Consider the following 12,793-nt stretch of genomic DNA (forward strand, 5'->3'; position numbering starts at 1 on the left):
CGCCGTCAGTCCGACGACGCTGCCCGCGTGGCGCGGGCGCTGTCCGTCCCGGAGCCCGAGGCGTCCTTCTCCGCGCGCTTCGAGTTGGCCTTGCTGGCACGCGGGGCCTGGTCGGCACCGGACTGACCTGTTCCCGCCTCGTCTGAACCGGCCGAGCCCTTGCCGCCCTGACCACCCTTACCATCGGTAGCTGGGCGGTCGGCCTTCCCGGAATCTGCCACCGCGGAGTTCTTCAGGGCCATCCGGTCCTGTGCCCGTGCATATTTGGTGGCGGATGTGCTGTCATCGACCTCGGTCGACGTTGCGTCGGTTGCCGAGTCCGGCGTGTCACCGCCGGTCTTGTCCGACACCACATCGGCGGCCACCGGCGACGGCTTCACCGTCTTGGCATCCTGGGCCGGCCCGGCGATCGGGTCCGCCAGGCTCCGCACCGGGTTGTCGACCGGCGTCCTGCTCACCGGGCCGTCCTTGAGGGCCTGTTTGATCCCGCCGACCAGCGCGTGGAACACATCCCCGGGCACCCGCGACCAGTTGACACCGGAGGGCAGGGTGCCGAATGGCGTGAGCACGGCGGCTTGGTCCAACGTGCGGACGTAGCCATTGGCCTGGTCGACGTCGGTGTAGCCGAGATTGGTGAGAATTCGCAGTGCCGGCTCCAGCGCGGTGGCGAGCGGATTGTTGAAGTTGATCCCCGTCACGTGGTTGAGGAGATCGATCGGCAGTCGGATCGGTTCCAGCAACGGCAGCGCGTTGGCCGCCAGGGTGAGGTAGACGTTCTTCGCCGGCGAATCGGTGGCGCCCTCGGCATGGGGATCACCGAGCTGTTCGGTCGCCCGTTCTTCCAGCTCGGCGAGCGCCGTCAGCCGCTCGTCTCCACGCAGCATGTACGTCGGAAACAGCAGCGCGGCACCGGAGTTGAGCAACGACACCGGGTTGAACCAGGACGGGAAATCCGACAGCAGGTCGTACTCGGCAGTGGCATCGAACTTCACCGGCAACAGGTTTGCGCCACCGTTGTTGAGCCCCGGACTCAGCTTGGGGCCGTCGGTCCCGTCCTCGGGGGCAATGCTGCTGACGGTTTCGGTGTCCGGTGTCACCGTGTTGAGACCCAGCAGTGCCGCCAGCGGGTAGAAACGGGCGAACAGCCCGCCGTTGGCCCGGCCCGGGTTTCGCACCAGGAACATCGGCATCACGGTGTAGCTGCCCTGCGATGGGCCGGCCCCTTCGGCGCTGGCGCCGCCGGGCTGCTGAGGCAACTTCTCGAGAACCTGCAGATAGCTCATGCCGGCGGCAAATGCGCCGAGTCCGAATCCGGCCACCAGGGGAAACCGCACGTCGACGTCGGCGTCCTCCCCTGACTGCTCGAGGCCGAGGATGATGCCGCTGAGGGTGGCGATCAGGCCGATGTTGGTCAGCGAGTTGGGCTTGATCCGGCTCCGGAGGGTGATCAGCGTCTCGATGCCGTCCACCCTCAGGTAGGGCGTGTTGTTCACCTGCTCGCCCACGGCGCCGGCGGAGCCGGGTGTCCACCCGAGGTCGATGCCCAGGAAGCGCAGCAGGCTGAACGGCGGGCCGGCGGTGATGATGTTGAGGCCGGGCGCGGGCACTCCCGCAAGGTTGAGGGGATCGGCGAGATTCAGGCCGATCAGCTCGGTCAGTGCCAATACGTTCGTGACGTTGCCGGCCTTGAAGAACGGCGCCAGGACCGGGCCGACGTTCGGCACCGACGAGATGTCGAACGGGATTCCTGCCAGCGCCTGCGTCAGGGCGTCACCGAGCGCGGTGTTGATCGCGGCTTCGGGGTCATATCCCAAGAGTTGCCACAGCCAGGACAGGTTGACGGTGTCCAGGACGGCCCGGTCCACGGCAGCGCCGACCGCTTGCAGGCCACTGGACACAGCGCTGCCGACACCGAAGGTCAGGTCGGGAATCTTGGCGGGATCGGGCGCCCCGGGGGCCAGCGCCATCGGCAGCAGGCCTGGCGAGCCCGGGGTGGACGTCGCGGCGGTGGGGACAGCGCCGGCGTAGCCGACCAGCGCGGATGCGTATCCGCCGCCCAGGGCCGAGGTCGGTCCGGCGACCGTGGCGCTCGGGTACTCCCGGCTGGTGTCGGCGTGTGCCGTGGGCGAGATCGCAGTCGCCGTCAGGGTCGCCGACGCAATGGCGACGGCCATGGTCCTCTGTGCTGCCCGGAGGTGCTGACGCTGCGGCGAAGCCATCTCTTGACCAGTCCTTTCGTCCCCGACTCTCAGGAACTTCTCAGACGGTAACACCACTAGCGCAGACGTCAATTCATGACGATCAGAATCGCCACGCCCACCTGTCACTGGTCAGATGACGGAGCACCCTTACTTCTGGAGGTCGACTTGCTGGTGGAGGTCGACTTGCTGGTGGAGGTCGACTTGTCGCCACGACCGTCTGAGTCCGACGATCCCTGGGCGGCTTCACGCTGCTGCTGCTTCCCGCCGGCGACGACGTTGTCGATCTCCTTCTGACCCCGGTCGGCGATGTCGTCGATCGCCTTGCGGGCATTCTTGAACGCGGATGCGGTGTGGGCACGTGCGCTCTTGGCCAGCGATTCCACGCTGTCGGACCCGACTTCATTCTTGTCGGAATCGTCGAATTCGGTCTCTTGCGAGGCATTTTTGTCGAGGCCGGCGTTGGGGGCACCGGTTTCAGTGCCGGATTCGATATCGGAATCGATGCCGGCTTCGATATCGGAATCGATGCCGGCCTTGATATCGGAATCGATGCCGGCTTCGGCGCCGTCGAGCATCTCCGCGGGCTCCCCGGCACCGGTACGTGCCTTGGTCGACCGTACCGGCGCGATATCCGGCTCGCCCGTGACAGCTTCCCCGGCCGGCACCCCGGCCACCTTCGCCTGTAGAGCGCTCGGCGCTGTCGCAGCCGGAAGGATGCCGCCGCCGAGACTGCCACCGTCGATCAGCTCCCTGATGATGTTCACCAGGGTGCGCAACGGGTTCGGCACCGGAGTCGGGCTCACGATGCCCTCTGCGATGGCCTGCTGGATGCCGGTCACCAGCGCCCGGAACAGATCGCCGGGAACCCTGGCCCAGTCGATGTTGGCGGGCAGGGTGCCGAACGGGGTGATGACATCGGCTTGGTCCAGCGTGCGTTCGTAGCCGTTGTTCTGGTCGACGTCGGTGAAGCCGAGGTTGGTGAGGATCTTCAGCATCGGCTCCAACGCGGTGGCGAGGGGGTTGTTGAAGTTCATCCCGGTGACCAGGTTCAGGAAGTCCACCGGCAGTCGGATCGGCTCGAGCAGCGGCAGGCTGGCGGTGGGTAGCGTCAGGTAGAGATTCAGCGCCAGCGGCTCGCCTGCGGCAGCAGCCGCCAACGCCTCGCCCAATTGTGGCAGCGCCTGAGCGGACAGCGTATCGATGATCCCGTTCAGGGTGAGCCCCCGCAGGATGTAGGTCGGGAAGAGCAGTGCCGCACCGGCATTGACCAAGGACACCGGATTGAACCAAGAGGGGAAGTCCGACATCGGGTCGTATTGGACGCCCGCGTCGATCTTGATCGGGATGAGGTTGGCGCCGCCGAGCGTGATCCCGGTTCCCAGCACCGGAATGTTGAGTGTGCTGTTCGGGTTGGTGCTGCTGGACGCGGCGGTGTCGGGGGTGACGGTGTTGATACCGGCCAGACCTGCCACCGGATAGAAGCGGGCCAACAGACCACCGTTGGCGCGACCGGGGTTGCGCAACAACACCATTGGCAAGATGGTGAGGCTACCCAGTAGCGGATTGCTCGCACCTTCGTACAGTGCGCCACCGGGTTGATAGGGCAGTTGCTCCACAACCTGCGGATACGCCATTCCGGCGGCGAAGGCACCAAACCCGAAACCGGCGACCACCGGAATCCGGAGGTCGACGATGTCGACGTCACCACCCGGCAGACTGGAGACGATCCCGGTCAGCAGCGCAAGTGCGGTGGCAACCGGGATATTACTCAAGGGCGGGACCGGGAACTGCTGGGTCAACGGGTTGAGGATGCCGAGAGCGCTGACGTCGAGGTATTCGGTGCCGTTGATCTCGTCGGCAACCGAGTTCGGGTAGCCCGGTACCCACCCCAGGTCAACGCCCAGGAACTTCAGCAGACTCAACGGTGTTCCGGCAGTGATGATGCTGAAGCCGGGGGCCGCCACACCGGCGAGGTTGAGTGGGTCGTCGAGATTCAGACCGATCAACTGCGTCAACGCCAGCACGTTGTCGATTCCGGCGGCATCGAGGATCGTGACCAACGCATTGGTGATGGCCGGTGGCAGGCCGAGACCACCCAGGATGCCACTGAGGTCCAGCGGAATGCCTGCCAGCAGCCCGGTCAATGCCGAGCCGAGCGCGTTGTTGACCACCTCTTCGGGGTCATAACCCAGCGCATTCAGCAGTCCGGAGAGGTTGACGTTGTCCAGGAGGAAGCGTTCGAAGGCGGCCCCGACTTCCTGGAACCCGTTGTATGCCGCCGTTCCCAAGCCAAACGTCAGATCGGGAATGACATTCGGCGGGATCGCACCGGGGGCGATCTCCATCGGCGGGAGCCCGGGCGATCCCGGTGTGGCCGCGAACGCCACGGGCACCGACCCGTGCACGTCCCCAGCCACTGCGGTGGCGAAGGCGCCCACCACCGCTGGTCCCGCATTGCCGCGTCGCACCGCACTCGGTTCACTGTCGGCGTTTGCCAGAAATGGCGGCGACAAACTCATCGTCATGGCGGTCACCGTTGCGGAGACCACACTCACCGTGGCGATTCTTCGGGCAGTACGCGTGGATCGACGACGGCTAGAGGCCATGTGACCAGTCCCTTCGAGAGATTCTCAGGCTGATCTCAGCGACGGTAACAATGCCCGAAGGTGGCCGTATCGCAATTGCCAGAATCTATTCGAAACAAGTTCTGGGCGAAAATTTAGCGCCCTCGTCAGTTAGCTATGAATTCATCCCGGTCACCGATCGACCAACAGAAACCCGACGACCGTCACGACCTGGCCCGCCGGTCCGATCGGGAAACCGTCGGGCGTAATTCCGAAGTCCCGGTGTTTCAGATACGGCACGCGAACCCATGCCGCTGGGGCCGCCGGAGTGTCCGCATGGGCGACACCGCACTCAGAGCTCTCGCCTATATCGCCTGCGGCACAGAAGGATTCGCCCACCTGAAGGCCGCGATTTCGCAGCAGGCTCCGGTGGCGAGAAAACGCGGATCAGCCGGACACCGGGGAGGCGACGGCGATGCATCACCTCGCCCCGGTGTCCGCCCCCGACGCATGGCGGGAGTCGAAGCTCCCAAGTCGCGCAACCTGTGACAGGCGAGGTAATGGCGCCCCGACGCGTCACACTCCGCCCAGTCACAGCTTGCGGTAGAAAATGTACACGACCGTGTCCAGATTTATTGACGTTGTCAGAATTTAATGGTGCGCCAGGCTCAGATCTGTGGGCTGAGATCCAAGGACGTGAGCGTGTTCATACTGGTGACCAGCCATCTCGAGTCATCGCGGTGCAGCGTCAGTCGGTAGGAGAGGTACCGCAGCGACGGGATGCCCTTCGACAATGGGCTCGTCGCAGTGGAGTTGGTGTACACGATGGCGGTCGCATCGGGACCGTTGATCGATTCGACCGCCGCACCTACCACCTGGGTGCTGTTGGTGACCTGCGCCTGCTTGTTTGTCGGAGCGATCGCGTCGACATATTTGCGGTACTGCACCGAGAAGTCACCCCCGAGGAACCGGGCCGACCTGTCCGCCAGAGACTCCATGTCCTCCGGCGTGTAGGTCCACAACGTGGCGATCGCCTCGGCGGCAGTGCGTGCGATGTCCAGTTTGGTGTTCACCAGCGCCCGCTCCGCCAGGTAGGGCGCCGCGACGGCACCTGTGAATGCACCGGCGCCGACAAACAATGCTGCCGCCACCCCCACCGCCGCAGCCCCCCACCGAGGGGCCGCGCGGCGCTGCCGAGACGCGGCAACGGCGGGTTCCCCGACAATTTCGGGTTGTTCGACATCCGCGCCGGAATCGGCCGAATCGACTGTGGCACTGTCGTTTTCCTCAGCCACCGGTCCGATTATGCGGCCACGCGCGGCTTTGCCGACAGGCATGCGATGACGCTGCCGAGACCTCTCCGGAGCGTCATCGCCGGTCAAATCACCTGCAGCAGACTGCTGATCTTCCACTGGTCTCCTTCCTGGATCGCTGTCGCCACCCACCGGGAGCCGTCCTCATAGGTCGTCCCGTCCGGGAATGTCGTCACCGTCTTTGTCGCGACCACGACATCGGCACTGCCGTCGTCGTTCCAGCGTTCCACCCCGGCATCCAGGACTGTTCCGATGGTGGGTTCGGCTTGCGCCACCTGCACGACGATCTCGTTGATGCGTTCCCGGTAGGCCTGGGCCAGCCCGCCGGTGGCCTGCGCGAGCACCTGATCGGCATAGTCGTTGGCGTGCATCGGATCCGGTGAGGTGTATTGCGTCATGAACGCACGTACGTAACCGATCACCTCGACATCGGTGACCGCGGTGCGCCGGTGTTCCTCGTGGGTGATCAACAGCAGGGTGCTCAGTGTCAGCGCGGCGATGACCACCGCCGCGGCCGACGTCACCAGCACCGCCAATCCGATCCGGGGTGGCCGCTGCGGCGACCGGTCACCGAATGCCTGCGCGGCCTCCGGCCCGACCTTGCATCGTGGACTCACTGGGCCGGCCCCTCGTTTCGAGGGCCGGCCAGAACCGTCAACCCGCCCACCCGCCACTGGTCGCCGGACTTCTCGAAGTCGACGCGCACCGTGGCGGTGATGAACCGCTGGTCCGGCACTGTACCCCGCTGACCCTGCAATGCCAGCAGCATGCTGCCACGATCCGCGGTGGCGGCGAGTACGGCGCTGTTGGCCACCCAATATTCATTGGGGACCGCACCGGCATCGGCAATGGCATCCTGCTGCGCCACCAACTGCTCGCGGTAACCGTCGGTGACCAGGCCGCGGGCCCGGTCGAAGTCGGCCTGCAGCGTCGGGACGTCGTAGCTGAGCACGCCCTCCACGATCTGCGGTCCCGCTACCGCCAGCTGCTCGCGCGCCTGGGCGATCCGTAGATCTTGCTGGTACACAACGGTATAACTCAGGGCAGTCGCCGTGACCGCGGTCGCAGCGGCAGCGATCATCGTGACGGCGGCCCACCGGGTCGCGTGCTGCGGCGGCGCCGGCATCCGGTGCACCTCGGTACCGGCCAGCAGATCGGCGAAGGTTCGTTTCCGGGAATCCCACAATGGCCAGAGCCAACCCGCACAAGCCGCCGCCGTGTCGAGCAGATGCGCCACATCACGTGCCAGCAGCCGCCACGGCCCCACCGCAGTACCGTCGGGCCGCACCACCCGGAGACCGAACACCGCACGTCCCAGAGTCCATCCGGTCAGTGCCGGTAACAGCAAGCGGTTCACCACGATTGCCAGCAGCACCACCCCGGCGGCGAGCACACACCCCCACCACAGCGGGCTGCGCTGCGCCGTCGACCAGGCAACGAGCACCAGAGTCGCCAAGGTCAACGTCCCGATGACAACATCGATGACCAGGGCGCCGGCCCGCGGCAGCCAGCCCGCCGGTCTGCCGGTCCCGCCGGGGACACCGAGGAGGGGATCAGCGGTGTCCGTCTGCGCAGGTTCGGCGACCACACTCACGTTGTCACCTGGTCCAGCCGGGCGATCTTGTACGCGCCCTCGTCCAGGGACATCTGGACCCGCAACCGGTATCCGATTTCTTGTTCCTGCACTTGGGTATTCGACATCTTCACCCGCAGTGCCACCAGAACGTCCACCGATCCGTCGATGTTGTGACGCTCCACTGCCGCCCGAATATCAGTCACCTCGACCTGGGCGTTGGCGGCCTGGTATGCATCGACGAGCACGCCGCTGTACAACCTCGCCTGCGCGGCGTAGTCGCCGGTGGCGCAGTCGAGGATCTTCTGCTGGCTCTCCGCCATCGCCGCCGTGTTCGGGGCCTGAGTGGCGGCCACACAGTCCTTCGCGGCCTGCGTGGCCGATGCTTCGGTCTGTGCCAGTGCCGCGGCTTCCTGATTCGAACGCAACACCAGGTAGCCACCGGATGCCACCACCGCGGCCAGTACCAGCAAGGTGGCACACACTCCCACCAGCCAACCGCGGCTGGACAGCCGGGAGACACCCTGCGGTCCGTCGTCACCGGGACGCGTCTCGGCCACTGCGTTGCGGGCGGCCGGTTCGCTCTCGGCAGGAACCGAGTCGTCGGGATTCAGCCGGCCGGTGCCAGCATCTCCTTCCATCCCTCTTCTCCTGTGTTGGTCGAATTTCTGACGGAGTACTTGACCCCATCGGGTCCCACTACTTCGCCTGCCTGGGGGTTGTAGATCGCGGCGTCCGGTGCCGGGGTGTAGATGCACGGATTGGGTTGTTGACCGCTGCACTGAACCGTACCGCTGCTGGGCCGGCTCAACGGATCGCTGACGATCGGCGCCGGCGGCGGCAGCATGTTGGCCGGCAACGGGTTCGTTCCGTTGTTGACGGTCGGCGCCGGGATCACCTGACCCGGATTCACCGGCTGGTCACAGCGGGCACCCGGTGCCGGGCAGTTCAGCACCTGATTGGGATCGCCGTACCAGGGGTTGGTTCCCATCGGCACATACGGTTCCTCACTGCGGCACTCGCGCGGTGTCGCGGCCCGCTTCCCCGGGACATCCGCGCAGGGATAGTTCCTGGCGCCGCGGACCACATTGGCCGGGGTGTCCTGCGGGATCTTGCAGTAGTTGCCGGTGGGCAGCGGCGCCGTGGTGGTGTCCGCGGGCGAACGCCATTCGCTGGCCGGCAGGAAACCGGTCAGACACGGTGGCGGTTGATTGATCGTCAGGCTGAAGTTCAGGGCTGCGGCGTTCTCGAACGGTGCGGCCACCGCCTGAGCCACCGCGGCACCCTGGGGCAGGATCACCAACGTCTGCTCCAAGCCTTTGTTGTAGCGCTTGAGCATGTCCAACACGACCGACAGATTGGCCAGGGTCTGCGGGAGTGCTTCCTGCACATCACTGAACACCGCGGTGACCTGATCCGCGGTGGGCGCCGCCTTGGACAATCCGCTTCGTAGTGCCTGATCCTGTTGCGCGGTCTGCGCGGTGATGCTGTTCAGGTTCGCCGCCCACTGCTTGATCGAGTCGCCGGAGTCGACCTGACTGTCGATGATCGGTGCCGAATTGTCGATGATGTCGTTGATGTCGGCGATATTGGCATCGAAATCGGTGACTATCGCCTGGGTTCCGTCGACCAGGCGTTGCAACGCCGGCCCCAGCCCACCGACTGCCAGCGCCGTCTCGTCGAGCAGCCCGGCGATCTTCTCCTTCGGCAGCGCGGCCAGACCGTGATCTGCCGCATCCAGGGCCGGACCGATCTCCCGCGGCACCGTGCCGGTGGTGATCGTCTGGCCGGGCGAGAAATACTGTGCCGGATTACCTTCCGACACCAGGTCCAGGTACTGCTCACCGATCGCCGACACCGAGTGCACGTTGGCCGACGCATCGACCGGGATCTTGTAGTCGTTCTCGATGCTCATCGTCGCTCGCGCCCCGGTCTCGGTGGGCTCGACATCGGTGACCTTGCCGATGGTGATGCCCCGATAGGTGACGTTGGCGGTCCGATACAGTCCGCCCGAGGCCGGCAGCTCCGCGGTGAGCGTGTACTGCCCGATACCGGCCATGCTCGGCAGCCGCAGGTAGTACCACCCCAATGTCACGAGGGCGATCATCGTCAACACGGTGAACAGCACCAACTGAATCCGGATCAAGCGCGTCAGCACGGCCTATTCACCCCGCTCCACCAGAGGACCGCCGGGCACCGAGTTCGGGCTCGGGGTGTAGCGGACATCCGGAATCATCTGATCGACGTCACGGCCCCAGGCTTGCTCGAGGGCGCGCAGCGCCCCGGAGAAGCCGGTGCCGGTGAGGAAGGCGTTGTCCAGTGTGCTCAACGTCAGATCAAACGTCGCCGAGGTGTTGATGTAGTCGCCCCGCACCACCTTGGGCACGTTGTTGATGGGAAACGGCGCCGTCAGCATCAGCTGCAGGGCACCGGCCAGGTACGGCGACGCCCGGCCCAGTTGCTTGAGCGGGCGTTGCAGCAACGCCAGATTGGTTTCCAGATCGGCGCGGGCCGCTGACAGGCTCTCGTCGGTGGCCCTGCTGAACCGGCCCAACGCGGTGACCGCATCGGCGAACAGGTCACGCTGATCGGCGAAATACTGGATCAAGGGCGGGAACTCGGTGAGCACCCGGTCCAGGGTGTCGTTGCGGTTGGCGACGATGGCCAGCAGTTCGTTGGTGGAATCGATTGCCCTGGTGAGATCCTCCCGCTGGGCGTTGAGTTGTTCGGTGAACACATCGAGCTTGCCCAGGAAAGCGCGGATCTGTTCGGCGTTGCCGTCGAGGATGTTGTTGACCTCGGTTTGGATCACCTCGAGATTCGGGATGCCGCCTCCGTTGAGCACCGTGGCGATGCTGGCCAGCGTGCGTTCGGTGGTGGGGAACGCCGACGAGTTCTGCAGCGGGATGGTGTCCCCGCTGCGCAACAGCGACGACGACGGGTTCTGTTCCGGCGCCGCGAGTTCCACATGCTGGGTGCCCAACAGGCTGGTCTGGCCGATGCGGGCGGTCGCGTTCGCGGGCAATCGGATGTCCGGGTCGACGTCGAGGGTCAGCGTCGCAACCCAGTTGATCAACTCGATCTTGCGGACCGAACCGACAAACACGTCGGCTACCCGGACTCGGCTGTTGACGTTGAGCGCCAAGGTGTCCGGCATCTGCACGTAGACGGTCATCTTGTCACCGCCGGTGCCGGGACCACCCGGCAGCGGCACGTTGGCCACCCCACGCCAGCCACAGGAGGCCAGCACCATCACCGCGACGGCCAGCACCAAGGTGCGCCGGGTCAGCTGCACCACCCGCATCACGGGGCACCCGCCTCAGCGGGCAGCGGCGGACCCGCCGGTGACGGCGGGACCGGTGCGACAGCTGCCGGACCTGGAACCTGCTGTGACACCGGCAGGGGCCCCGGAATCACCCCTGGTCCCGGCGGCGGCGGTGGACCCGGCTGGGGGTACCACGGCGGCGGCAGCGGGTTGGTCTGGTCGTAGGAATTCGGCGGTGCGCCGCCCCGCGGTCCGGCCGGCGGAATCGTGGCCGGATCGGGTCCGCCCATCAACGCCGCCAACGAGTCCGGCGTCAACATGTTCTTGGTGAACTGCTGAACCTGCAGGCCCTGCATGCCCGGAGCCACGATCCAGCCGGGCTCGTGATTGCCGTGGCTGAACAACGTGTCTCGCGACCACACTCCCGGCACCGTGGTGTCTTTGTAACCGGGCGGAGGCTGCAACCTCGCCTCCGAGTACGCCACGTATTTGGGCAGCGTTGCGGCCGTGGAGAACTGGTTGACACCAAACGGCGGGAAGTTGAACTTGATGGCGTCCAGCACCGGCGCCAGGTACTGCGCACACAGCTCGGCGGACTCCTGGTAGCCCAGCCGGCTACCAGCCTGGATGGAACTGCAGATGAACTGCATCGGGTTGGCAAAGCTCGCCACCACCGGGATCGCGGTCAATGCACCGTTGGTGGGCTCGTAGATGTTCACGAGGTTGGCCGCCAGGTTCGGGAAGATGTGCAGCGCGGTCTCCAAGCCATCGCGGGGTTCGGGCTGCAGGATCGCGTTTGTGGTGGACGCCAGGTTGTTGATGCTGGTGGACAGCTCAGAGCCATTGTCATCGATGAATTGCTTTGCAGTGGTGAGCAAATCGTCGATATCACGCAGGGCCGTGGCCAGTTCCTGGTCGCTGTTGGTGAAGGAGTTGGTGAACTCGGCAAGGTTGTTGTTGAGTTCGACGAACTGCTGATCGCTGCGGTGCAGGGCGTTGACGAACAGCGCCAGACTCTTGGCCACCGCAAAGAAGTCGCCCCGGCCCTGGTTGAGCGCGGTGACCGAGTCCGACAGTGCGTTGAGCGTGGTGTTGATCTGCTCTCCCTTGCCCGCCAATCCGTCGGCGAAGGACTCCACCACGTCACCGAACGGCCCCTTGGGCTGCTCCGGCGTCGGGCCCAGCTCGGAGACGATGTCGGTGATCTGATTACGCAGATCGTCCCACTCGACCGGCACCTGGGTGCGCTCCATCGGGATGACGGCGTTGTTCGCCAGCTCCGGTCCGCCGGTGTAGGCGGGCGACAGCTGAATGGTCCGTGACGCGACCAGGCTCGGGTTCAGGATCGATGCGGTGACATCGGCGGGCACCTGGTACTTGTTCTCGTAGCTGAAGGTGACCTTCATCCGGTCCCCAGCCGGATCGATGCTGTCGATCGACCCGACCTTGATCCCCATGATCTGCACCTTGTCGCCCGGATAGAGCGCAAGCGCTTGCGGGAAGTATGCGACGACGGTGTTGTAGGTCAGCTTCTTGTACAGCTGCCACCCGCCGACCGCACCCACCAGGGCCAGCACGGCAACAAGCACTCCGACGATTACCGAGACCCGGGACATCTTCGGTAGCTTCATGTTTCGCACGTTGAAGATGGTGGACATCTGCTTCTACCCTCCCGTGCTGTCGCTCGTGGTGGACGGGATGACAAACGGCGGGTTGCCCGGCAGCGGAGCCACCGTGTTCGGCGAGAGCTGCTGACCCGGACCGGGCGCCGGCGGGGCTCCCGGATGCACCGGCGGGACGGGCACCGGGGCAGGTGCGGTACCAGGGGACGGGCCGACCGGGACGGTGCGGGCCCCGAACGGACCTTGATCCAGCGG

At 65.6% G+C, this 12,793-nt stretch carries 9 protein-coding genes and 1 pseudogene; all 10 read right to left on the reverse strand.

What is annotated here, in order from left to right:
- Positions 1–5: 5 nt before the first annotated feature.
- Positions 6–2,219, reverse strand: coding sequence for a hypothetical protein (locus WBB07_RS12030; RefSeq protein ID WP_526307909.1), 2,214 nt, complete (start codon positions 2,217–2,219; stop codon positions 6–8).
- A gap of 104 nt (positions 2,220–2,323) precedes the next feature.
- Positions 2,324–4,756, reverse strand: coding sequence for an AAA family ATPase (locus WBB07_RS12035; protein WP_526307911.1), 2,433 nt, complete (start codon positions 4,754–4,756; stop codon positions 2,324–2,326).
- Positions 4,757–5,433: 677 nt separating this feature from the next.
- Positions 5,434–6,177 carry a hypothetical protein gene (locus WBB07_RS12040; protein WP_526307913.1) on the reverse strand — a complete coding sequence of 248 codons (744 nt, stop codon included), beginning with the start codon at positions 6,175–6,177 and terminating at the stop codon, positions 5,434–5,436.
- The gene (locus WBB07_RS12045) at positions 6,144–6,695 is read right to left on the reverse strand and encodes an Rv1363c family protein (protein WP_526307915.1); all 552 of its coding nucleotides are present in this window, start codon (positions 6,693–6,695) and stop codon (positions 6,144–6,146) included. Before WBB07_RS12045 ends, WBB07_RS12040 begins: the two co-directional genes overlap by 34 nt.
- Positions 6,692–7,672 (reverse strand): RDD family protein, encoded by a 981-nt coding sequence (locus WBB07_RS12050; protein WP_526307917.1) that lies wholly within the window; start codon positions 7,670–7,672, stop codon positions 6,692–6,694. Before WBB07_RS12050 ends, WBB07_RS12045 begins: the two co-directional genes overlap by 4 nt.
- Positions 7,669–8,292, reverse strand: a complete 624-nt coding sequence (locus tag WBB07_RS12055) for an Rv1363c family protein (protein WP_526307919.1) — start codon at positions 8,290–8,292, stop codon at positions 7,669–7,671. The genes WBB07_RS12050 and WBB07_RS12055 overlap by 4 nt, the downstream gene beginning before the upstream one ends.
- Entirely contained in the window at positions 8,262–9,809 is a 1,548-nt protein-coding gene (locus WBB07_RS12060; RefSeq protein ID WP_526307921.1) for a virulence factor Mce family protein, read from the reverse strand. Before WBB07_RS12060 ends, WBB07_RS12055 begins: the two co-directional genes overlap by 31 nt.
- 3 nt (positions 9,810–9,812) lie before the next feature.
- Positions 9,813–10,955, reverse strand: coding sequence for a virulence factor Mce family protein (locus WBB07_RS12065; protein ID WP_526307923.1), 1,143 nt, complete (start codon positions 10,953–10,955; stop codon positions 9,813–9,815).
- On the reverse strand, positions 10,955–12,574 hold the full coding sequence (locus tag WBB07_RS12070; protein ID WP_526307925.1) for a virulence factor Mce family protein: 1,620 nt from the start codon (positions 12,572–12,574) through the stop codon (positions 10,955–10,957). The genes WBB07_RS12065 and WBB07_RS12070 overlap by 1 nt, the downstream gene beginning before the upstream one ends.
- A 6-nt stretch (positions 12,575–12,580) precedes the next feature.
- A pseudogene (locus tag WBB07_RS12075) lies at positions 12,581–12,793 on the reverse strand (mammalian cell entry protein); the annotation flags it as partial.

This window comes from Mycobacterium sp., assembly GCF_049647605.1.
GTDB lineage: Bacteria > Actinomycetota > Actinomycetes > Mycobacteriales > Mycobacteriaceae > Mycobacterium.